This window comes from Methylobacterium sp. M6A4_1b, from assembly GCF_053345175.1.
Genome location: NZ_JBKEZQ010000003.1, coordinates 220,133 through 240,925 on the forward strand (window position 1 = coordinate 220,133; position 20,793 = coordinate 240,925).

20 protein-coding genes, 1 tRNA gene and 1 pseudogene are annotated in these 20,793 nt (G+C 67.0%); 10 read left to right on the forward strand and 12 right to left on the reverse strand.

Annotation, left to right across the window (positions count from 1 at the left end; genetic code table 11):
- Positions 1–153 precede the first annotated feature (153 nt).
- The 3 genes from ACLBWX_RS04965 to ACLBWX_RS04975 form a co-directional block, all read right to left on the reverse strand.
- Complete coding sequence (locus tag ACLBWX_RS04965; RefSeq protein ID WP_447675969.1) at positions 154–2,490, reverse strand: putative bifunctional diguanylate cyclase/phosphodiesterase; 2,337 nt, start codon at positions 2,488–2,490, stop codon at positions 154–156.
- 61 nt (positions 2,491–2,551) lie between these two features.
- Entirely contained in the window at positions 2,552–3,304 is a 753-nt protein-coding gene (locus ACLBWX_RS04970; RefSeq protein ID WP_447675970.1) for an RNA methyltransferase, read from the reverse strand.
- Positions 3,305–3,490: 186 nt separating this feature from the next.
- Positions 3,491–4,039, reverse strand: coding sequence for a formaldehyde-activating enzyme (locus ACLBWX_RS04975; protein ID WP_447675971.1), 549 nt, complete (start codon positions 4,037–4,039; stop codon positions 3,491–3,493).
- A 334-nt stretch (positions 4,040–4,373) separates the two neighbouring features.
- Between ACLBWX_RS04975 and ACLBWX_RS04980 the strand changes: the two genes are divergently transcribed.
- The 4 genes from ACLBWX_RS04980 to ACLBWX_RS04995 all read left to right on the forward strand — a co-directional run bounded on the left by ACLBWX_RS04980 (position 4,374) and on the right by ACLBWX_RS04995 (position 8,348).
- Positions 4,374–4,967: a TadE/TadG family type IV pilus assembly protein gene (locus ACLBWX_RS04980; RefSeq protein ID WP_447675972.1), complete on the forward strand. Its 594-nt coding sequence runs from the start codon at positions 4,374–4,376 to the stop codon at positions 4,965–4,967.
- 7 nt (positions 4,968–4,974) lie between these two features.
- On the forward strand, positions 4,975–5,628 hold the full coding sequence (locus ACLBWX_RS04985) for a TadE/TadG family type IV pilus assembly protein (RefSeq protein WP_447675973.1): 654 nt from the start codon (positions 4,975–4,977) through the stop codon (positions 5,626–5,628).
- A gap of 16 nt (positions 5,629–5,644) precedes the next feature.
- Positions 5,645–7,000, forward strand: a complete 1,356-nt coding sequence (locus ACLBWX_RS04990; RefSeq protein WP_447675974.1) for a pilus assembly protein TadG-related protein — start codon at positions 5,645–5,647, stop codon at positions 6,998–7,000.
- 136 nt (positions 7,001–7,136) lie between these two features.
- Complete coding sequence (locus tag ACLBWX_RS04995; RefSeq protein WP_447676060.1) at positions 7,137–8,348, forward strand: NADP-dependent isocitrate dehydrogenase; 1,212 nt, start codon at positions 7,137–7,139, stop codon at positions 8,346–8,348.
- Between the two features lie 276 nt (positions 8,349–8,624).
- Here ACLBWX_RS04995 and ACLBWX_RS05000 read toward each other — a convergent pair whose 3' ends face one another.
- From ACLBWX_RS05000 to glgX, 3 genes are all read right to left on the reverse strand, one after another.
- Entirely contained in the window at positions 8,625–8,948 is a 324-nt protein-coding gene (locus tag ACLBWX_RS05000) for a plasmid stabilization protein (protein ID WP_447675975.1), read from the reverse strand.
- Between the two features lie 38 nt (positions 8,949–8,986).
- Positions 8,987–10,603: a histidine kinase famiy protein gene (locus ACLBWX_RS05005; RefSeq protein WP_447675976.1), complete on the reverse strand. Its 1,617-nt coding sequence runs from the start codon at positions 10,601–10,603 to the stop codon at positions 8,987–8,989.
- Positions 10,604–10,876: 273 nt separating this feature from the next.
- Positions 10,877–13,153 (reverse strand): glycogen debranching protein GlgX, encoded by a 2,277-nt coding sequence (gene glgX / locus ACLBWX_RS05010; protein WP_447675977.1) that lies wholly within the window; start codon positions 13,151–13,153, stop codon positions 10,877–10,879.
- Positions 13,154–13,391: 238 nt separating this feature from the next.
- On the opposite strand from glgX, the gene ACLBWX_RS05015 reads away from it, so the two are divergent.
- Entirely contained in the window at positions 13,392–14,123 is a 732-nt protein-coding gene (locus ACLBWX_RS05015) for an SHOCT domain-containing protein (protein WP_447675978.1), read from the forward strand.
- Between the two features lie 93 nt (positions 14,124–14,216).
- Positions 14,217–15,284: a spore photoproduct lyase family protein gene (locus tag ACLBWX_RS05020; RefSeq protein ID WP_447675979.1), complete on the forward strand. Its 1,068-nt coding sequence runs from the start codon at positions 14,217–14,219 to the stop codon at positions 15,282–15,284.
- A gap of 13 nt (positions 15,285–15,297) precedes the next feature.
- On the opposite strand, the gene ACLBWX_RS05025 is transcribed toward ACLBWX_RS05020, so the two are convergent.
- From ACLBWX_RS05025 to ACLBWX_RS05035, 3 genes are all read right to left on the reverse strand, one after another.
- Positions 15,298–16,086, reverse strand: a complete 789-nt coding sequence (locus tag ACLBWX_RS05025; RefSeq protein WP_447675980.1) for a bestrophin-like domain — start codon at positions 16,084–16,086, stop codon at positions 15,298–15,300.
- A 304-nt stretch (positions 16,087–16,390) separates the two neighbouring features.
- Positions 16,391–16,837, reverse strand: a complete 447-nt coding sequence (locus tag ACLBWX_RS05030) for a hypothetical protein (RefSeq protein WP_447675981.1) — start codon at positions 16,835–16,837, stop codon at positions 16,391–16,393.
- A 97-nt stretch (positions 16,838–16,934) separates the two neighbouring features.
- Entirely contained in the window at positions 16,935–17,825 is an 891-nt protein-coding gene (locus tag ACLBWX_RS05035; protein ID WP_447675982.1) for an ImmA/IrrE family metallo-endopeptidase, read from the reverse strand.
- A 563-nt stretch (positions 17,826–18,388) separates the two neighbouring features.
- Here ACLBWX_RS05035 and ACLBWX_RS05040 point away from each other — a divergent pair.
- The 4 genes and pseudogenes from ACLBWX_RS05040 (at position 18,389) to ACLBWX_RS05055 (ending at position 19,538) form a co-directional block, all read left to right on the forward strand.
- On the forward strand, positions 18,389–18,691 hold the full coding sequence (locus ACLBWX_RS05040; RefSeq protein WP_447675983.1) for a hypothetical protein: 303 nt from the start codon (positions 18,389–18,391) through the stop codon (positions 18,689–18,691).
- Positions 18,688–19,119 (forward strand): PIN domain-containing protein, encoded by a 432-nt coding sequence (locus tag ACLBWX_RS05045; protein WP_447675984.1) that lies wholly within the window; start codon positions 18,688–18,690, stop codon positions 19,117–19,119. The genes ACLBWX_RS05040 and ACLBWX_RS05045 overlap by 4 nt, the downstream gene beginning before the upstream one ends.
- Positions 19,120–19,206: 87 nt before the next feature.
- A pseudogene (locus tag ACLBWX_RS05050) lies at positions 19,207–19,407 on the forward strand (DUF5131 family protein); the annotation flags it as partial.
- On the forward strand, positions 19,368–19,538 hold the full coding sequence (locus tag ACLBWX_RS05055; protein WP_447675985.1) for a hypothetical protein: 171 nt from the start codon (positions 19,368–19,370) through the stop codon (positions 19,536–19,538). The pseudogene ACLBWX_RS05050 and the gene ACLBWX_RS05055, both read left to right, overlap by 40 nt.
- Positions 19,539–19,628: 90 nt before the next feature.
- On the opposite strand, the gene ACLBWX_RS05060 is transcribed toward ACLBWX_RS05055, so the two are convergent.
- From ACLBWX_RS05060 to ACLBWX_RS05070, 3 genes are all read right to left on the reverse strand, one after another.
- Complete coding sequence (locus ACLBWX_RS05060; protein WP_447675986.1) at positions 19,629–20,102, reverse strand: hypothetical protein; 474 nt, start codon at positions 20,100–20,102, stop codon at positions 19,629–19,631.
- Positions 20,087–20,401, reverse strand: a complete 315-nt coding sequence (locus ACLBWX_RS05065) for a hypothetical protein (RefSeq protein ID WP_447675987.1) — start codon at positions 20,399–20,401, stop codon at positions 20,087–20,089. Before ACLBWX_RS05065 ends, ACLBWX_RS05060 begins: the two co-directional genes overlap by 16 nt.
- A gap of 168 nt (positions 20,402–20,569) precedes the next feature.
- Positions 20,570–20,659, reverse strand: a tRNA-Ser gene (locus ACLBWX_RS05070).
- Positions 20,660–20,793 lie beyond the last annotated feature (134 nt).

Here is a 20,793-nt window from a genome sequence, read left to right on the forward strand (position 1 = left end):
CCGAAAATTCCGGGGCATCAACGCGCCGGAGAAGCCGGGCCGTCGATGCCCGATCGCGTCCCGGCCGGGTGTCCGGACCGGCAGCGCGAACCCGTCGGCCTCGCACCGCGCCGGCATCGGCGGTGGGCCAGTCGGTCCTGAGCCTCGGCCGGCTCAGGCGATGCGCAGGATCGACTCGGCCGCTCGATCCAGCGCCTCGGCGTGGTCGCGCAGGAACCAGGGCACGCGGCTTTCCGGCATCGGCTTGCCGTAGAGGTATCCCTGCACGTGCGTGCAGCCGTTCTGGTGCAGGAAGGCGGCCTGCTCCTGGGTCTCGACCCCCTCGGCGGTGACGTCGAGGCCGAGGCTGCGGCCGAGCTGGAGCACCGCCGTGACGATGGCGGCGTCGTTGGCGTCGCGCTCCAGGTCGCGAATGAAGCTGCGGTCGACCTTGATCTCGTGCACCGGGAATTGCTTCAGGTGGGTGAGCGAGGCGTAGCCGGTGCCGAAATCGTCGAGCGCCACCTGGATGCCGCTGCCGTGCAGTTCGGCCAGCACCTCGCTGACCCGGTCGACGTGGCTGCCGAGCAGGACGGTCTCGGTCACCTCGACCCCGATCCGGCTGCGCGCGAGCCCGGCGGTGTCGACGTCGTCCAGGAAGGTGCGGGCGAGGTCGCCCTGGGCGAACTGCACCGAGGAGAGGTTGAGGAAGACGCGGCCGGGATCGAACCCGAGGCTGGTCCAGTGCAGGATGTCGGCGATGATCCGGCGGCGCAGGGCATCGCCCACCGCCACACCGATCTCGGGATCGTCGAACACCGCCGAGAAGGCGCCGGGCATCAGCAGCCCCCGGGTCGGGTGCTGCCACCGCGCCAGGGCCTCGAAACCGATCACCGCCCCGGAGGCCAGGTTGATCTTCGGCTGGTAGTGGGGCACGAGCCCGCCGCCCGCGTCGAGGGCGGCGCGCATCTCGCGCGTCACCGTCACCCGGTCCTCGATGCTGGCGCGCAGGGCCGGAACGAACAGCGTGGCGCGGTTCCGGCCCGAGGCCTTGGCGGCGTAGAGGGCGAGGTCGGCATTGGTGAACAGGTCGGCCGCGTTGCGGGCGTGATCGGGATAGAGGGCGAGACCGAGGCTGGCCCGGGGCGCCACGACGCGCCCGGTGATCGACATCGGAGGATGCAGGGCGTCGAGGATGTCCGTCGCGAGATCGTGGATGCTCGACCGCCCGGAGGCGTCGCGTCCGGTGGAGAGGACGACGAACTCGTCGCCGCCGAGGCGGGCGACGAGGTCGTCGGGCCCGATGACGGCGCACAGGCGGCGGGCGACCTCCTTCAACAGGGCGTCGCCGGAATCGTGCCCGAGGGTGTCGTTGATCTCCTTGAACGCGTCGAGGTCGAGCAGGATCAGCCCCACCGGCGCGGAATCGGCCTCGGCCCGCACCAGGGCGGTATCGAGGGTCGCCTGGAACAGGGCCCGGTTCGGCAATCCGGTGAGCACGTCGTGATGGGCGGCCGTGCGGATCTGCGTCTCGGCGGCCTTGCGGCTGGTGATGTCGACGAGGCTCGACACGTGGCAGGCCGTTCCGTCGATCTGAACGCATTCGATCGACAGGAGGACGTCCCGGCGCCCGCCCGAGAGCACGACGATGCTGGTCTCCCGATCCCGGACGACGGCCTGCCGGTCCAGCAGGGCCTGCATCTCGCGGCGATCGGCGGAGGCGATGAAGGTCCGGTTGGCGTAGTTCGACAGGGCGTCGCCGGGGGCGAGTTCGAAGAACGCGATCCCGGCATCGTTGGTGCTGATGATCTGCCCGTTGGCCGCCAGGGAGACGACGATCGGAACCGGTACGGCCCGGAACATCGTCTCGAACAGCGCGCGGCTCTCCGCGAGCGCCCCGTTCGCCCGGCGCTCGGCTTCGGTCGCCGTCCATTCGAGGCGTCGCAGCCGGTTCGACCACGTGACGAACAGCAGGATCGTCAGATTCGTGAGGACGACCTCGAGGGTCAGGCCGATCACCGTCACCGGCAGGGCCTCCGGCAGCAGGTAGCCCGCCAGCAGCACGATCGCCGAGAAGCTGCCGGCGGCCGCCGTCCAGGCGAAGCGCAGCGGCAGCACCAGCATGAAGGCGGCCGGGATCATCAGGGTCGCCGCCAGGGCGACGTCCGACTGCGAGGCGCACAGGACGGAGGCCGCGACGCTGAGCACGACCTGCCAGGTGACGAGCAGCCATTGCAGGCCGGAGAAGTGCCGGATGCGCGGCAGGACGAGGAGGCCCGCCAGCGTCGCCGCGACGATGCCGAGGCGCGCCGCCAGCATCGGGCCGAAGGCAGTCTGGCTGCCGGTCAGGGTGCCGTCTGCGGCCAGAAGCAGCACTTCGATGGCGATGCAGACGAGGAAGATCAGCTGCGTGTGGCGCAGGGTCTCGGGCAGCCGCTCCGCCCGGAACGCCGCTTCGCGGGATCGAGAGGCGAACTCGCCTCCGAAGGTCGTGAGACGATCGTTCTGCATGCCGCTGTATTGTGCCATGCAAATATAGCGCGCGGGTTAAGAGCGCCTGCGCAGTTGCGCCTCATCCCGGCCGGCGGCGCGTCAGGGCGCGAAGCGCCCCCCGCATCGTGCGCACGTCCTGCTCGGTCATGGCCATGCGGTGGAGCATGTCGCGCATGTTGCGGGCGATGATGTCCCGCTTCTCCGGCGGATAGAAGCCGGCCGCCGCGAGGCTGTCCTCCAGGGTCCCGAAGAGCGAGGCCATCGCCTCGCGGGTGGCGGGGGGCGACAGCATCTCGCCGCTGAAGGGCAGCGCCGAGAGGCCGGCCGCCCGGCGCCACTCGTAGCCCATCAGCAGCACGCCCTGGGCGAGGTTGAGCGAGGAGAAGCGGGGATCGACCGGGAAGGTGACGATGGCGTCGGCCAGCGACACCTCGTCGTTGTCGAGGCCCGACCGCTCGCGGCCGAACAGGATGCCGACCCGCTGGCCGGCCCGGGCGGCGACGTCGCGCATCGCCTCGTCCGGGGGAAAGACCCGCTTCATCTGCCCGCGCTCGCGGGCCGTGGTCGCCAGCACGTAGCGCAGGTCGGCGATCGCCGCGCCGAGGGTGTCGTACACCACGGCGCCGTCGAGGATGTGGGTGGCGCCCGAGGCCGCCTCGCGCACGCCCTTCTTGGGCCAGCCGTTCTTCGGCGCCACCAGGCGCAACTCCGACAGGCCGAAATTCGCCATCGCGCGCGCCGTCATGCCGATGTTCTCGGCGAGCTGGGGCTGGACCAGGATGATGACGGGGCCGGCGGGGGACTCTGGCGGATTCATCGGTGCGGACGTCATCGGGGCGAAATCATCGGGGCGAAATCATCGGGGCGAAATCATCGGGGCGAAATCATCGGGGTCTGACGTCATCGCATCGGAAGCTTCGGGATCGGCATGGGTCGGCGGCGGCGCGCCTCCGGCCCTCTCGCACGGGCCGGCCGCGCCGGCAAAGCCGCCCGCGGCCGGCCTCGTGTCGCCGCGGCCTCAGATCTTCCCGTCGAGGCCCATCTGATAATACTTGTGGACGATCTTGTCCTGGTTCTCCAGGAGCCAGTCGATGGACGGCTCGTTGGTCATCGCCTTGCGGATCGCCTCGGTCATGCCCCGGCGCTGGATGTCGAACAGCGCCTTGTGGTCGACGCTCTGCGCCTCGATCACGCCCGGGCTGAGCCAGACCGAGCAGATGATCCCGAGGTCGTTCGCCTTCTCCTTCGGAATGTAGCCGGCGCGGACCGCATCGAGCACGCCGTTGGCGATGGCGAACTGCACCGTACCCATCAGGATCGAGGTGTACTTGCTCTCCGTGACGCTCACCTTCGAGACGCAGAGGGTGACCGGGCGCACCATGATGTCGGTGTTGAGGAGCGCGAAGACCCGGCTGTGGCCCACCACCTGGTCGCCCGTGAGGGTGGCGAGCGCGGTGCCCACCGGCCCGTCGAGCTCGCCGATGATCACTTCGGGCTCGGACGCCGTGTTCGGCGGCCCGCCGGCGACGAGGGCCTCGCCGGCCCGGAGGATGATGCGTTCGCTCATGGTGATCTCTCGAGAGGGGGTGCGGCGCCGCCGGAGGAAGGCAGGGTCGCCGTCCGGCCGGTTCCGCGGGGACGGCAGATTCCGGGTGTGGCGCCCAATGTCCACCCCTGCCCCCGCATGGCGCCCCGTCGCGCGGCATCCGCCGTCCGGTGAGGCCGCCCGCGACCGTGGCGGAACCGGGTAATCCGACTTTAAGGCTTGCCAGGCATTCCTGATCGATACGGGACATGGGCATCGGCTGTTCGAGACGACGGTAGTCAAACCTTCGGGTCGGACCGTGATGGCAAGGCCAGGCGACCCGAGGCATCAGACAACGATCGATTCCGGCACCGGCATGTCCTGTGAACTCAAGAAGAAAGGCTGGGTGCGCCGCTTTCGCCGAGCATCGGGCGGGGCGACCGCGGTCGAGTTCGCGCTCGTCATGCCGCTCTTCATCCTGGTCTTCGTCGAGATCCTTCAGGCCGGCCTCTACGTGTTCTGCTACGCCGCCCTGGAGAAGGCGACGGCCGACACGACCCGGACGATCATGATCGGCGCCCTGACCGACAGCGCCTCCACCGCGACCGGCTTCCGCAATTCGGTGGTCTGCACCAAGCTGATCGCCGGCCTCTCCTGCGACAACATCGTCACCAGCCTGCAGACCACGACCTTGTCGGGCTCGGGCGGCGGCTACTCGGTGTTCGTCAGCCCGGACGAGCGCAGCCTCGTGCCCGTCACGATGGACAACGGCAAGACCTCGTACTGCACCGGGGCGCCGGGCACCTACGGCTACATCCAGGTCTTCTACGCGGTCCCGGTGTTCAGCCCGCTCTGGATCGCCCTGAAGCTGAGCTCTCCCTGGAAGGGCGGCTCGGCCGTGTTCGCCCGCGCGGCGGTGGCGTTCCGCAACGAGCCCTTCCTCAACCCGAACTTCCCGACCGTGTGCTGAGGCCGCGATGAGCCGCACCCTCTTCGGACGCTTCGGACGGGACGGGCGCGGGATCGCCCTCGTCGAGTTCGCGCTGATCATGCCGCTGCTGATCACGCTCTCGGCGGTGACCTTCGATCTCGTCCGCTACGTCATCTACATGCGCAAGATCGAACTCGCCGCCAGCACCCTGGCGGACCTCGTGGCCCGCAACGACACGGGCAAGATCACCCAGACCGACATCCAGGCGATCTCGCGCGCGCAGCTGGTCATGTTCCCGGAGGCGATGTCGACGGCCAAGGACGCCAACGTCCCGGTCTGGACGCTGCTGAAATGGTCGCTCTCGGGCGTGAAGTTCACCCAGACGGTGGCGACCTGCAACGCCAACTGCACCTACACGCCGAAGGTGGCCTGGACCTCGGGCCAGAAGCGCTCCTGCACGACGCCTCCGGTGGCGGCCCCCAACACGGCCGGTCCGAGCCCGACGACGCTGCCGAGCGACACCTTCGGGCCAGGCTTCCTAGTCGTGGCCGACGTGGTCTTCAGCTACAAGCCCCTCATCCTCCAATCCGTCGTCGGTTCGATCGACATCGCGAAGTCCTTCTACGTCGCGCCGCGCTACGTCGCGTCGATCGCCTTCGATCCGAGCGGCGGGACGACGTCCGCCAATGCCTGCCCCTGACCCCGAGGCATTTCCCATGCGCGCCGAACCTGTCCCCCCCCTGTCCCGCACCCGGCACCTGCTGCGGCGCCTGCGCGACGAGCGGAGCGGCAACGTCCTCATGGTCTTCGCCCTCGCCCTGGTGCCGCTCATCGGCCTGACCGGCCTCGGCGTCGATTACGTCCGGGGGATCAACTTCCGCACCCATTTCGACCGCGCCGCCGACGCCGCCACGATCACGGCGATCGCCACGGCGCGGGACTACATCTCGACCAATCCCAACAACGAGGCCAACCCGACCGCCTCCGCCCTCGCGCTAGGCAAGACCCGCGGGCTGGCGGCCTTCCGGGTCAATGCCGGTCCGATGCTCAACAGCATGCCCCTGGAGCCGAGCCTGACGGTGACCCGGACCGGCGGCGTCGTCTCGGCGACCGCGACCTACGCATCGAGCTACGAATCCCCGTTCAGCCGGGTTCTCGGGAGTCTGACCTCCATCGCGGTCTCGGGCAAATCGTCCTCGAGCCTGACCCTGGGCAACTACACGGATTTCTATCTGCTGCTCGATACGTCGGGTTCGATGGGCTTTCCGACCTCCAGCGAAGCCCAGACACGCTTCGCCTCCCTGAACCCGGATATGAATTTCGGCGGCGCCAACAATTGTGCCTTCGCGTGCCATTTTCCCGGCCGCCAGGGTTTCGATATTTCGAAGAAGTACAATATCGAACTTCGGATCGCGACGGTCAGCAATGCCGTCCAGGGATTGATCGCCAAGGCTAAAAGCAACCAAACTCTGCCAAACCAATACCGGATCGGACTGTATCCCTTCGTGAGCAACATCGAGGTTGCAGCGGAAGCAACATCGAATTTGGACTCGCTCAAGACGATCAATCTCGAAAACTACATGGATATCGGCAACTCGTATGTTCCTCGTGGTAGCGGCGGAACCCACTACGAAACCGTGCTTCCGGCAATCAACAGCAAGATCACCGCAGTGGGCGATGGATCGAGCGCGTCGAAGGCATTGCCTTTCGTGTTTCTGATTACGGACGGGGTCGCCAACAACCAGTACTACATGAACTCTTCTTGGTGGACGGGATCGCAGGCGAAACTTCTCGATCCGTCCCTCTGCAAGCCGCTGAAGGACCGGGGCGTCACCGTGTCCGTGCTCTATATTCCGTACGTCCCGATTTCGCCGGCCGTCAGTCCCGATTGGACGGTCACGCAGGAGAATCTCCTCGTCAACAGTCTGATCCCCAGCGTCCCGAGCACGCTGCAGAATTGCGCCTCTCCCGGCTACTTCCGCACCGCGAGTTCGGCGACCGAGATCCAGGAGGCCCTGAACGCGATGTTCGACCAGGCGACCAAGAAGGCGCGTCTCGTCGCCAGTCCCTGACAGGGCAAACCATTTGTCATGGCCGCGGGGCGGCCAGCCTGCTTCCGCCCCGGAAGCGCGCGGGCTAAGAGCGGCGCGAGTTCGGCATCCGCCTTGCGTGGCGCCGGACATCCTGGCTCAGGAAGGCGTGCTGCAGATGGACAAGATCAAGGTTGCGAACCCGGTCGTCGAACTCGACGGCGACGAGATGACCCGGATCATCTGGAGCGAGATCAAGAGCAAGCTGATCCACCCCTATCTCGACCTGAACCTGGAATATTACGACCTCGGCGTCGAGCACCGCGACGCCACCAACGACCAGGTCACCGTGCAGGCGGCCGAGGCGATCAAGCGCCACGGCGTGGGCGTGAAATGCGCCACCATCACCCCCGACGAGCAGCGGGTGAAGGAGTTCGGCCTCAAGGAGATGTGGAAGTCGCCCAACGGCACCATCCGCAACATCCTCGGCGGCGTCATCTTCCGCGAGCCGATCATCTGCCAGAACGTGCCCCGCCTCGTGCCGGGCTGGACCCAGCCCATCGTCGTCGGCCGCCACGCCTACGGCGACCAGTACAAGGCCACCGACTTCAAGGTGCCGGGCAAGGGCCGCCTGACCATCAAGTTCGAGGGCGAGGACGGCACCGTCATCGAGCGGGAAGTCTTCAAGTTCCCGAGCGCCGGCGTCGCCCAGGCGATGTACAACCTCGACGACTCGATCCGCGACTTCGCCCGCGCCTCGATGAACTACGGCCTGAACCGCAAGTACCCGGTCTATCTCTCGACCAAGAACACCATCCTCAAGGCCTATGACGGCCGCTTCAAGGACCTGTTCGAGGAGGTCTTCCAGAACGAGTTCAAGGCGAAGTTCGACGCCGCCGGCATCACCTACGAGCACCGCCTGATCGACGACATGGTGGCGTCGGCCCTCAAGTGGTCGGGCGGCTACGTCTGGGCCTGCAAGAACTACGATGGCGACGTGCAGTCCGACACCGTCGCGCAGGGCTTCGGGTCGCTGGGTCTGATGACCTCCGTCCTCCTCACCCCCGACGGCCGCACCGTCGAGGCCGAGGCCGCCCACGGCACGGTGACCCGCCACTACCGCGAGCATCAGAAGGGCAAGGAGACCTCGACCAACTCCATCGCGTCGATCTTCGCCTGGAGCCGTGGCCTCGCCCACCGCGCCAAGCTCGACGACAACGCGGCGCTGGCCAAGTTCGCCACCACCCTGGAGACCGTCTGCGTCGACACCGTCGAGGCCGGGTTCATGACGAAGGACCTCGCCCTGCTCGTCGGCCCCGACCAGAAGTGGCTTTCGACCACGGGCTTCCTCGACAAGGTCGACCAGCACCTCAAGACCGCGATGGCCTGAGGCGGCCGACCCCGTCGCTCGCGTCCGAGCGCGGGGTCGTCCCTCTGCCTCTGCCGGCAGGACCATCGGTCCGACGACGGCCTGCCGGATGCCCCCGGGCGGCACTCCGTCATCCCGGGGCCGCGCCATGGAAGTCGGGATCCAGACGCACAGGTGGTGCAGGACTTCACACCGCCGGCGGCCCTGGCTTGCACGCCTCCGAGTCCGGGCTCGCCTCCGGCGCCCCGGAACGACGTCGGGCGGGAATCGGCCGGCCGATCCGCCCTCGGCCGCCGGTCACGATGCGTGGCGCCCGGCCTCCGCGTTGCGCTTGCGGGTGGCGGCGGCCTTCTTGGCCGAGGCGGAACGCTCCTCCGCCGTGCGGCCGGCCGAGGCCTTGCCCCCGACCTCGCCGCCGCGATGGGCCGCCGGGTGGTCGGTCGCCTTGCCCCGACCGGAGCCGCCGGGCTTCTTGCCGCCGCCATCGTCCTTGTTGACGGTGGCCCAGGCCCGCGCCTCGGCCTCCTTCTCCGGCACCCCGCGCGACTCGTAGGACTCGGCGATGTGCTCGGCCTTGCGGACCTGCTTGTCGGTGTATTTCGACTTGTCGCCCTGGGCCATGCCTGCGCACTCCGATGGGGCGGACCCGGGCGGGAGGCTCAGCCGGCCGCGGCGGGTCCGTCGAGAATCGCCCGGACGCGGCGGACCAGGTCCGTCCGGCGATAGGGCTTGTTCAGCAGATCGAACTCCGAACCCCCGGCATCGGTTCGCTCCAGGCTCGCCTCGGCGTAGCCGGTGGTGAGCAGGACCTTGAGGTCCGGGCGCCGGCGCCTGGCCTCGCGCCCGAGGACGATGCCGTTCATGCCGCCCGGCATGATGAGATCGGTGAACAGCAGGTCGACGGGGCCGCCGGTCTCCAGCACGTCGAGGGCCGCGCGCCCGTTCTGCGCCATCAGGGTGCTGTAGCCGAAATCGCGCAGGATCGTCCGGGCCAGCTCCGCCACGTCCTCGCGGTCGTCGACGATGAGGATGGTCTCGGTGCCGTATCCCTCCTGTTCGCCGACCGCGGCCGGCGCCGCTTCGAGCACCGCGTTCTCGGTCGCCGGGAAGGACAGGTGCACCACGGTCCCCGCCCCCAGGACGGATTCGATGCGGGCCGCGCCGCCCGATTGCTTGGCGAAGCCGTAGACCATCGACAGGCCGAGGCCGGTGCCCTTGCCCTCCTCCTTGGTGGTGAAGAACGGATCCATCACCCGGGCGAGGACATGGGCCGGGATGCCGCTTCCGGTATCGCTGACGCTGATGGTGACGTAGCGGCCCGGTGCCAGCGGGCCGGCCAGTTCGCCGGTGATGACCTGGTTCTCGGTCCTGACCGTGAGGCGGCCCCCGTCCGGCATCGCGTCGCGGGCGTTGATGAAGACGTTGAGGAGCGCGACCTCGGCTTGGTTCGGGTCGACCCGGCAGTTCCAGAGATCCGGGCCGAGTTCGAAGCCGAGGGTGACCGTCTCGCCGAGCGTGCGGCCGGCCATGTCGGCCATGCCCTCGACCAGCGCGTTCAGGTTGACCGAGCGACCCTCCAGACGCTGCTTGCGCGCGAAGGCCAGCAATTGCTGCGTCAGGGTGGTGGCGCGTTCGGCGGCGGTGCGGATGTTGTCGGTGGCGCGGCGCAGGCGGGCGCGGTCGGCCGCCGGGTCGTCGAGGCCGGCGCCGAGGATGTCGACGTAGCCGACGATGACCTGGAGGAGGTTGTTGAAATCGTGGGCGATGCCCCCGGTGAGCTGGCCGAGGGCCTCCATCTTCTGGGCCTGGCCCAGGGCCTCCTCGGCATCGCGCCGGCGCGAGACGTCGAGTTGCGAGGCGAAGAAGTACACGAGCGTCCCGCCCGCATCGTAGATCGGCGAGACGAACAGGGCGTTCCAGAACGGCGTGCCGTCCTTGCGGTAGTTGACGATCTCGATGGCGACGTTCTCGCGGGCGGCGATCGCCCGGGCGAGTTCGCGCACCGCCGCACGGTCCGTCTCCGGCCCCTGCAGGAAGCGGCAGTTGCGGTCCACCACCTCGTCGCGGCGGTAGCCCGTCATCTCCAGGAACGCATCGTTCGTGACGATGATCGGGTTGTCGGGCCGGCGCGGGTCGCTCACCACCATCGGCATGCGCGAGGCGGCCACCGCGGCGAAGAAGAAGGCCGATTCCGGACTGGTCTGCGCCTCGTCCGAGGAGCGGATGGGGTCCTGCGCGAGCGCCCCGGTGGGCGGCATCTTGGGCGTTTCCATCATCGTCGCGCAATCATATCGGCGGGCCGTCGCGGGTGGGACTTGTCGCCCCGGACCTGGCAGGCCGGACTTGGCAGGCAGGACTTGGAAGGCAGGACTTGGCAGGCCTGAATTGCCGACCGGGAATCAGCGGCCCTACCCTGACAGCCCGGCCCTAACATGGGTCAAACGACCGGCGCCATCATCGTTCCCCGCGGCACGCTCCGCCAGCCACGCCGCTACATGACGATTCGGCGAGGATCGCTGCGCGCGTCGCGCGCAGCGGGTCTTCGGCCGTCAGCGCTGCTCGGTCTCGAAGCGCACGCTGTTGACGTTGGCGCGCTCGAAGGCCTGCATCACGTGCTGGTACGAGCGCTCCATGTCGGTGGCATCGACGCCGTCGACCTCCTCGGGCTTCAGCACGAACATCAGCATCGAGTGCCCGGTGACGTCGTAGGTCTCGCCGATCAGCTTGCTCACCACGTCCTGACTGTCGGGCAGGTTGGTGTCGAGGAGACGGGTCCAGCCGACGCCGCCGACCGATTCCGGCAGGGTGAACGACACGAGGTCGTGATAGGCGTTGTAGAGCAGCAGGAGGGTGGCGTCGCCGCCGCGCTGGTGGATGCCCGACGCCTGGGCGCGGCCGTCGAGCAGCACCGCGATGGCGCGGGCGTCCCCCTGCGACCAGTTCTCGGGCGACATCTCCCCGCCGTCGGGACGCAGCCAGGTCACGTCCTTGACGCCGAACTCCTCGTCGTAGGCGCCGGTGAGGAAGCGTCCGCGGGTGAGGATCGGCAGGGCCTCGCGCAGCAGGGTCAGGCGCTGCGTGAACTCGGCGAGATCCCGCTCCTCGGGGCCGATGGCCTCCCAGTCGAGCCAGGAGATCTCGTTGTCCTGGCAATAGGCGTTGTTGTTGCCGTTCTGGGTGCGGGCGAACTCGTCGCCCGCCAGCAGCATCGGGGTGCCGCGGGACAGGAAAAGGGTCGCCAGCATGTTGCGCATCTGGCGCAGGCGCACGGCCCGGATCTCCGGATCGTCCGTCGGTCCCTCGGCGCCGTAATTGTTCGACAGGTTGTGCGAGTGGCCGTCGCGGTTGTCCTCGCCGTTGGCCATGTTGTGCTTCTCGTTGTACGACACGGTGTCGTTCAGCGTGAAGCCGTCATGGGCAGTCAGGAAGTTCACCGAGGCCCAGGGCTTGCGCCCACGCTTGTTGAACTTGTCGGCCGAGCCCGTGAGACGCGCGGCCAGATCGGGCAGCATGCCCTCGTCGCCGCGCCAGTAGGCGCGCACGTCGTCGCGGAAGCGGTCGTTCCATTCGGCCCAGCCGGGCGGGAAGCCGCCGACCTGGTAACCGCCCGGACCGCAATCCCACGGCTCGGCGATCAGCTTGACGCTGTTCAGCACCGGGTCCTGCCGGCAGGTGTCGAGGAAGCCGCCGCCCTCGTCGAAGCCGTGCGGCTCGCGGCCCAGGATGGTGGCGAGGTCGAAGCGGAAGCCGTCCACCCGCATCTCGGTGGCCCAGTAGCGCAGGGAGTCGGTCACGAGCTGCAGCACCCGCGGATGCGACAGGTTGAAGGTGTTCCCGGTGCCGGTGTCGTTGATGTAGTAGCGCGGCTCCTGGGGCATCAGCCGGTAGTAGGAGGCGTTGTCGACGCCCTTGTAGGACAGGGTCGGACCCTTCTCGTTGCCCTCGGCGGTGTGGTTGTAGACCACGTCCAGGATCACCTCGAGGCCGGCGCCGTGCATGCGTGCGACCATCTCCTTGAACTCGGAGAAGGCGAAGTCCGGCACCGCCGAATAGCGCCGGGCGGGGGTGAAGAACGAGATGGTGTTGTAGCCCCAGTAGTTCACCAGCCCCTTCTCCTGCAGGTAGTCGTCCTGCACGAAGGCGTGGACCGGCAGGAGCTCCACCGAGGTGACGCCGAGGCTCTTGATGTAGTCGAGCACGGCCGGGGTGCCGAGGCCGGCATAGGTGCCGCGCAGCTTCTCCGGCACGGCCGGGTGCAGCTTGGTGAAGCCCTTCACGTGGGTCTCGTAGAAGATCGTCTTCTCCCACGGCACGTGCGGCTTGCGGTCCCGGCCCCAGGTGAAGGCCGGGTCGATGACGCGGCTGCGCCGGGTGAAGGGCGCGGAATCGCGCTCGTCGAAGGTCAGGTCGTCGCCCGTCTCCATCTGGTAGCCGAACAGGGCCGGGTTCCAGGTGATCGAGCCGACGAGGCCCTTGGCGTAGGGGTCGATCAGCAGCTTGTTCGGGTTGAAGCGGTGCCCGGCCTTCGGATCGTAGGGGCCGTGGACCCGGTAGCCGTAGATCGTCCCGGGACGCGCGTCGGGCAGGTAGCCGTGCCAGATCTCGTCGGTGTACTCCGGCAGCTCGATGCGCTCGATCTCGTTGATGCCGTCATCGTCGAACAGGCACAGCTCGACCTTGGTGGCGTTGGCGGAGAAGAGGGCGAAGTTGACGCCGAGGCCGTCCCAGTTGGCGCCGAGGGGATAGGGCGACCCTTCCTTGATGCGCGAACGTTTGGCGCGGCCCTGCGGGCTCGAGCGGTCCGCTGGATTCGTCGTGTCGGCCATGTTCGCTCCGGGCGGTATCGATGCGTGCGTCGGGACGGGGCGCCGCGCGACGGCCCGTCCTGGAAACCTCGACAGGAACGCTCACGCTTCGCCGGAAGGTCCGCTTTCGGAAGAAATCTTTTTGCATTGCACGGTCGGAGCCCCGGGGCGGCTTCCACGCCGCCCGCGCTTGCGGCAAGACTGTCGCGACGAGATTTGGACGACGACGCGGCCGGGCCGCGCGCGAGGAGACCGGCGCATGACGGATCAGCCCAACGGCCTGCAGGCGATCGCCGACCGCTACCGGGTCAGCCTCGACGCCGTGCGCCACCTCGTGCAGGCGCTGGAGGCCGGCAACGGCCGGATGGCGCAGTTCAACCATCCCGACCTCGGCGGCTTCGGCCAGTGGTCGGGCGCCGGCATGACCATGATCGGCGACATGTTCAACGCCGACCTCAAGGCCCGGGTCGACGCCCTGTGCACCACCCTCGCCGCGGCGCTGCCCACCGGCGCCTTCGCGGAAGCCCCCCGCGCCGGCGGGTCGCCCTGGCCGGCCGAATGGGGCGCGCCGGCGACCTCCGGCTCGCAGAACGGCATGCGCTACGCCTATTTCCCGGCCCACCGGCGCCTGGTGGTCGATGCGGACGGGCGGGCCGCGGTCTACGACACCGGCGATCATGCGATCAGCGGTGTGTCGCAGCAGCAGGGCGGGGGCACGAACCTGCACTTTTCCGGCCCCGGCGGCCCCGTGGACCTCGCCAGCCTGAGGCGCCTCGACGAGGCGGAGCGCGGCGAAGCCCGCCCCTTCGCGCCCGAGCCGTTCGAGGCCGGCGCCGCGGGGGCCGAACCGCCGCCCGCGCCGGGTGCCGCGCCGGTCCCGGGCAGCGACGTGCTGACGACGATCGAGCGCCTGTCCGAGATGCGCCGCAAGGGCATCCTCACCGAGGGCGAGTTCACCGCCAAGAAAGCGGAGCTGCTCGCCCGCCTCTGATCGCCACACCGCGGATCGCCTGATGCCGCGGGGCGTTGGCCCCGGGCCGGATGCGCGCGCAGGACGCGCATCCCGGTCGATGTCCCAAGGCAGATGGCCAGAGCCCGCGACCTCCTCGACGTCTCGACGATCTACCACGAGCCGGCCGTGCGGGACTTCCCGCGCGGGCGGGAGATCCTGGACCGGTTTCCGGAAGCCGCGCGCATCGTCGTGCCCTCGCACTGGAACATCCCGAGCCTGCACGGCAACGCGGGCTCGGTGGATGACTGGGTGCGGATCAAGCGCTCCACCCTGGTGCTCGGGGTGAAGAAGGGCCTCGCCATGCGGCCGAACGGGCGCAGCGCCCATTTCATCGCGCCCTCGACCTCGAACGGCTGCGCCATGGCCTGCGCCTATTGCTACGTGCCCCGGCGCAAGGGCTTCGCCAACCCGATCTCGCTCTTCGTCAACGTCGAGGCCGTGTCCGCCGCCATCGCCCGCCACGCCGCGCGCCAGGGCCCGCTCCCCGAGCCCGACACGATCGATCCCGCCCTCTGGGTCTACGATCTGGGCGAGAACGGCGACCTCTCGGTGGACGCCCTGGTCAGCGACACCGTGCGGGACCTCGTGGCCCTGTTCCGCGACATCCCCAACGCCAAGGCCTCCTTCGCCACCAAGGCGGTGAACCGCGACCTCCTCGCCTACGACCCGCAGGGCAAGACCCGGATCCGCTTCTCGCTGATGCCCGAGCGCATCGCCCGCATCGTCGACGTGCGGACCGCGCCGATCCCCGAGCGCATCGCCGCGATCGACGATTTCGTCGCCGCCGGCTACGAGGTCCACGTCAATTTCTCGCCGGTGATCCTCTACGAGGGCTGGGAAGCCGACTGGGCGGCGCTGTTCGAGGCCATCGACGGGGCGATCGGCCCGGCGGCCCGCGCCCAGCTCAAGGCGGAGATCATCCTCCTCACCCACAATGCCGACCTGCACGCGGTCAATCTCGGCTGGCACCCCAGGGCCGAGGATCTGCTCTGGCGCCCGGACATCCAGGAGGGGAAGGTCTCCGAGGGCGGCGGCGCCAACCTGCGCTACCGCACCGGGTGGAAGGGGAAGTGGCTCGGTCGCTTCAAGGCGCTGCTCGCCGAGCGGATGCCGTATTGCACGGTGCGCTACGCGTTCTGAGGGGCCGCCTCCATCAGTTCAGGCCCTCGACGATGACCGTTCGCGCCCGTTCGATGGGCGCCGAACTCATGGCCATGGGGCCGTCGAACGGGCGCTCGTGCAGAGCCACGACGCCGAGGGTCGTCACCATGGCAATGGAGAACAGCGTCAAAGACGTGACCTGGGCGACCGGGCGTTCCAGGTGCACGATGCCGATCGCGACAAGGGTGAGGCTGGCCAGCACCATGAGGTTCAGCCATTTCGATTGATCACCCTGCGCATCGCTGAGGGCCAGGCGTTCTCCTCGGGCCGTACGCAGGTTCATCACGACTTCGAGCAGGAGCGCGTGAGCGGCTTGGCCCGACACGTGATGTTTCGGGTCGGCGGCGACTGCCATCAGTTGCCCCAGCGCGACGCTCGCCTTGAGCGAGGACATCCCGTCGGTCATCTTCGGCCACTCGTCGGCGACCAGAGCCTCGGCGTAAGCGACCAAGGCGATCCGGATTTCGCGCATGTCCGACACCGTGGCGAGGCTCAGATCGTTGACGGCGAGGAGGCTCGATCGCTCGCTCTGTACGATCCGCGCCGCCTGTCGTTGGCGTTCCCAGGCATCGCTGGCGACGAAGCCCGTCAGCAGGGCGAGCATCGTCGAGATGGCCGTGAAATAGGCGGGCACCATGCCCAGACCGAGGTACAGCAGGGCGGGACGCGTCCATCGCAGATTCGTCAGCAGGACGAGAGACCCCGCAAACGCGGCGAACACGCCCGCGAGTGTCGTGAAGATCAGCCAGACCGGCAGGTCGAGCCACAGGCTGAGGATCATACCGCATCTCCGTCCGGCATCTCGGCCAGGCCCGTAGGCCCGAGGGCGCTACCGAAGCATGACGTGCATCGAAGGCGAGCGAGACGGGTCAGGAGGCAGGGTCGCCGCCTCAGCCGCACCCATGCCTCACCGGCGCCATCCGGCACGCCGGCGGGTCCGTCGAGGGGCTTCGGCCACTGACGCCGTGGCCAGTCCTGAGCCCCGCGATCGTTCGGCCTCTCAGCCGAACCTCCCGAAGCCGGGTCCCCGAGCCAATCGGCATGGCTCGGGTTCACGCCGCCGAGGGCCGCGCCGTCGGGCAGCGCTATGGCTTGCTCGGGGTCTTCTTCGACGGCTCAGCGGATTTGATGCTTCCCGTCTCGGACACTCGATCACGAGCCTGATCGAGACGCTTCCGCGAGGCGACAAGCTCGCGTTGTGAATTGCCGAGCTGGCTTTTGGCCGCGTCGCGCGCCGCAACAGCTTGGCCGACTTCCTCGCGTGCTGCGGCGAGTTTGCCCTGCCACTCACGGACGAGATCGATCTTCGCCTGTTCCAACTCTTTCTGGCGGCTCACGAACCCGCTTCTCTCCGTCCGAAGCAGGCTGACCTCGGTCGCGAGATCGCGGTTGGCCGACGCTTTGCTCGCGTAGCCACCCCAACCTGCTATGGCGAACACTCCAAGGACGAGGGGAAGCAACTGAGCGGGTTTTGGCGTCCAGGCAAAAATCACCTGGAGCTTCCAGCGCAGCAATGCGAGCAGGCGAGGCATCGACCGGTTGTCTCCCGTCGCGACCGGGCGGACCTCTCTGGTCCGAACGACTGATCGCTCCATGTCATCACGATGCGCGAACTGCCTTAATCCTTGCTTACCGTCGCCCCGAGTGGAAACGGTGACGCCAACCCTCATCCAACCTGCGCTCCTCCGCGGTGTCCTCCGGAACGGGTTCCAGACGCAGCAGGATCATCGCGAAGCCGCTCTGCTGGAGGTACACCTGCTCGGAGAGAGCCGGCGCGCGAAGGTCGCGCCTGACATCGATCCAGAGATCGGGACTGCACGCAGCGACCTCGCTCGCGACGTTCGGCCGTCGCGGACCGCTGTGATGAAGCGAGGCGGCCGGGACCGGGCTGCCGACCGCGCAAGTGATGTCTGGAAAAGAGAGGCTGCGGTAGCAGCGCTGGACCCGGCCGTTCCCGGCGACGACGATGGCGATCCGCTCGGGGTGGTACTGCACGTAGGCCCGGGCCGCCGTCTCCTTTCCGACGCCGAAGTCGCGCGCGAGCGCGAGGACGTGCTGCAGATCGGGCTCGCGAAAGGTCGCCATGGCCCCCCGCATGAGGTGCGAAGGCATCAGCAGGAGGGCGGCGAAGCGATTGGCCTCGACTTCCCTGCGCTGCCTCCCATCATCCGCGGTGACCGTGAGGCGCAGCAGGTCGGAACTCTTGCACAGGAACCGGCCGGGCCGATCCGGAACGTGGTGCGCCATCAGGAAGTGGCCGAGTTCGTGTGCAAGGGTGAAGCGGCGACGCGGTTCACCCCCGCGCTTGGCGAGGATGATTCCCTCGGACCGCTTCGTGTCGGTCCGGAGACTGCCCTCGAACTCGTCGGTATCGAGGTCCTCGATCCCTCGGATGCCGAGGCGCGCGCACAACTCCTGGATCGGCACGGGCACCGAAAGGTTCGGCTCGGCTTTCAGAATGCGTGTGACGAGCGCCTCCGGTGACCTCGCGTCCGCCAGATCCTTCCTGCTGATCCGCACTCGCACCGCCCCTTCCTGTCTCCGAGCCCATCCCTCGGCCTGCCAGGCACCCGGGATTCCGAGACCGGACGACCCTCAGATAATGCGGGCGATACCAAACCGGACCATCGCGAGCATAGGCTATCTTGACGTGGCACGTCGGTCCCGACGATCCCGTTGGCATCGGCGAGGCGGAGAACGCCCCCATGTTCGGGCAGGCGAGCGCGGCGGCGCATGTCTGGACCGGACGGCCTACCGCACGGGCATGAGCAGCAGAAGCGTCTGTTCCATGCGATCCAGCGAGGGAAGCTTCAACCCGATACCAGATCTGGGCCAAAATGATCGCCGCGGGTTTGACCTCGGTCTAAAACCGCAGCGTGTCGAGCCGCCCAATGCGGATGTCTGGCGGGCTGCGCCCGACGATGATGAGCACTACGTCTACGCTATAGCCCTCCAACGCCGCAAGCGGAGGCCCATATCTGTCGGCTTGACGCTCGATGGATGCGGTAAGCCCCTCCAACAATGTTGCTCGAGTCGATGCGGAAGGATATATATCCAGTTATATTCGAGGAGGAGGCTTGGCCATGAGCAATGCAGCACAGAAGCGAGCGATCCGTAATTACCGGTCGCGTCAGGCCGAGCGGGGCATCGCGCGCTTCGAGGTCCAGGCGCTCGATGCCGATCGTGACTTGATCCGCGCACTCGCGCGGCGGCTTGCCGATGACGGTCCCGAGGCCACACAGGCCCGCACGATGGTTCAGAAAATCGTGTTCGGCGAGCCGCCCCATCAGGGCGGTATCCTTCAAGCCCTGCGTCGGTCGCCGCTCGTCGGCGCCGATCTCGACCTCGGTCGCGCTTGCGAGGAAGGGCGCAGGGTCGATTTGTGATGCGATACTTGCTCGACACCAACATCATCAGCAATGTCGTCAAGCCGGAGCCTTCCGCGTCTTTGCTGGACTGGATGGCCACGCAGGCGGACGATGCGCTATTCATGGCATCACTGACGGTCGCAGAAATCCGACGCGGCGTTCTGGAGAAACCGGCCGGCAGAAAACGAGAGGCGCTTGAAGCATGGTTCTCCGGTCCCGAAGGACCGCAGGCTTTGTTCGCCGGGCGTATCCTGTCATTCGACGACCGGGCCGGACTGATCTGGGCGCGGCTGATGGCGGACGGAAAGATCACCGGTCGCCCTCGCAGCGGCCTCGACATGATCATTGCTTCGGTTGCCGATGCCAACAATTGCGTCGTTGTCACCGACAACGAAAAAGATTTCGCCGGGCTTCGGTTCATCAACCCGTTGCGCGAAAGGGTCTGACGTCAAAAGCCACTCGGCATCGCTCGGGAGGGCGGCATGGCTGAAACCCAGATCGAGTGGACCGACTCCACTTGAAACCCTGTCGCCGAATGTTCGATCGTTACCGCGGGCTGCACGCATTGCTACGCTATAGGGATGGCGAAGCGCCTGGAAGTGATGGGCGCCGCTAAATATGCGGGGCTGACCCGGAAGACCGGCAAGAGGACCGTCTGGAACGGTGTCGTGCGTGAAGAGCACGACGCACTTACGTGGCGTCCTTCGCTGACACCGATCCGGGTTCGGCCCTGAACGCTCAGTTCGGTGGCGGCATCACCGCACGAAAGGCCGGCAAGGAGGTGGTCCTAAACATCCCATGCCATCAGGAGATAACCTACCGCTCCGGTCTGAATGCTTGCCTGATCAAGGTCAGCGGTCTCTGATCCACCGAGGGAACGCCTCGCGTTTTCCCCTCAGTCTTTGCCCTGCTCTCATAAAACGGTCGTTAAAACGAGACGATCGAAGCGCCGGACTCAGGCGAGTCGCGTCATCTTCGGCTCGCTCCAGTGCCAAAACACTGCTTTCGCCTCAAAATCTTCTTGGCCCGCCATGACAATATTTTTCGAGTCTGTCCTGATGACGTCGAGATTGGATTTAAGGCGGTAAACCTCTTCTTGACTTAAAGTAAAAATGTAGGATTCCTTGACAAGTTTGGCTCCATTCGGTGATTTTATGGAAAAGTGCAAGCTGTACGAGCCTGGACGCCACCAAAAGAAGTCCTCGTAGACTTGATACAGATCCTGCATCTCTATCGAAGACAAAAACTCGACAGGCGCAAAAACATCTGATTTGCGGCTGTATGACAATTTCTTGATGGCAAGACTCATCGTTGCAGAATGTTTTTCGTGGAAATTCTGATCTTGAAATCGGACCGATTTCTCGACTAGCGCATCGGTACCTATTTTTAAAGCGACAGGCGGCAGTTCTCTCTTCACAGTTTGCTGCACACTGTTGTCACTACTAGAATTTGGTAGCCTTCTGCGTGTCCGACCCAAGACAGGCGCCGAGTGTCGCCTGCCTCGTGCCTCAGATGGACCGAAAGCTCTTCTAGTAGGGCGTCTTTCCGTTCCGACGCGAAGGCGATGTGCAGATTGAAGATTGGGCCGAAAGAGGTGAAGCCAACGGATAGTGATCTGTCGGGCATCAGGCGTACCTTGGGTTTCGAGAAGGCTTTGACCCCCCAACCGATGATCTGCGGCAACCAAGCCGCAGCCCCGATGTACGCAACGATGTCGGCGACTTCCACCCTCAGCTCCCTGGCGACCGGCTGCATGCACTCGAGCACCGTACCATCGCAACGCGCTTTTCACATGCTGCCGCTGGGGGACAGCCTGAGGGCTAAGTTAGGCGACAGCCAACCAGGTAGGTGCCGCAAGTCGATGTTTTCAAAACAAAAATGTCGTTAGTTTATATTTGGCGGAGGGAGCGGGATTCGAACCCGCGATACCGTTTCCGGTATACACACTTTCCAGGCGTGCGCCTTCAACCACTCGGCCACCCCTCCGGTCCCCGGCACCGCGTCTCGCAGCCGCCGGGGCGGCCGGGCTTCGCGATCGCGCCGGGAGGCGTCGTGTACAAGCCGCACCGGCGGCGTGCAAGCCTCAGAACGGCAAAGCTGGCGATTCCGTCGTGATTTCG

Bases quoted from the DNA above. Each gene is read 5' to 3' on its own strand.
- ACLBWX_RS04990 (WP_447675974.1), top strand. From the start codon at position 5,645: ATGCGCGCCGAACCTGTCCCCCCCCTGTCCCGCACCCGGCACCTGCTG.
- ACLBWX_RS04980 (WP_447675972.1), top strand. From the start codon at position 4,374: ATGTCCTGTGAACTCAAGAAGAAAGGCTGGGTGCGCCGCTTTCGCCGA.
- ACLBWX_RS05025 (WP_447675980.1), bottom strand. From the start codon at position 16,086: ATGATCCTCAGCCTGTGGCTCGACCTGCCGGTCTGGCTGATCTTCACG.
- glgX (WP_447675977.1), bottom strand. From the start codon at position 13,153: ATGGCCGACACGACGAATCCAGCGGACCGCTCGAGCCCGCAGGGCCGC.
- ACLBWX_RS05030 (WP_447675981.1), bottom strand. From the start codon at position 16,837: ATGCCTCGCCTGCTCGCATTGCTGCGCTGGAAGCTCCAGGTGATTTTT.
- ACLBWX_RS04995 (WP_447676060.1), top strand. From the start codon at position 7,137: ATGGACAAGATCAAGGTTGCGAACCCGGTCGTCGAACTCGACGGCGAC.
- ACLBWX_RS04985 (WP_447675973.1), top strand. From the start codon at position 4,975: ATGAGCCGCACCCTCTTCGGACGCTTCGGACGGGACGGGCGCGGGATC.
- ACLBWX_RS04975 (WP_447675971.1), bottom strand. From the start codon at position 4,039: ATGAGCGAACGCATCATCCTCCGGGCCGGCGAGGCCCTCGTCGCCGGC.
- ACLBWX_RS04970 (WP_447675970.1), bottom strand. From the start codon at position 3,304: ATGACGTCCGCACCGATGAATCCGCCAGAGTCCCCCGCCGGCCCCGTC.
- ACLBWX_RS05015 (WP_447675978.1), top strand. From the start codon at position 13,392: ATGACGGATCAGCCCAACGGCCTGCAGGCGATCGCCGACCGCTACCGG.
- ACLBWX_RS05020 (WP_447675979.1), top strand. From the start codon at position 14,217: ATGGCCAGAGCCCGCGACCTCCTCGACGTCTCGACGATCTACCACGAG.
- ACLBWX_RS05000 (WP_447675975.1), bottom strand. From the start codon at position 8,948: ATGGCCCAGGGCGACAAGTCGAAATACACCGACAAGCAGGTCCGCAAG.
- ACLBWX_RS05005 (WP_447675976.1), bottom strand. From the start codon at position 10,603: ATGATGGAAACGCCCAAGATGCCGCCCACCGGGGCGCTCGCGCAGGAC.
- ACLBWX_RS05040 (WP_447675983.1), top strand. From the start codon at position 18,389: ATGAGCAATGCAGCACAGAAGCGAGCGATCCGTAATTACCGGTCGCGT.
- ACLBWX_RS04965 (WP_447675969.1), bottom strand. From the start codon at position 2,490: ATGCAGAACGATCGTCTCACGACCTTCGGAGGCGAGTTCGCCTCTCGA.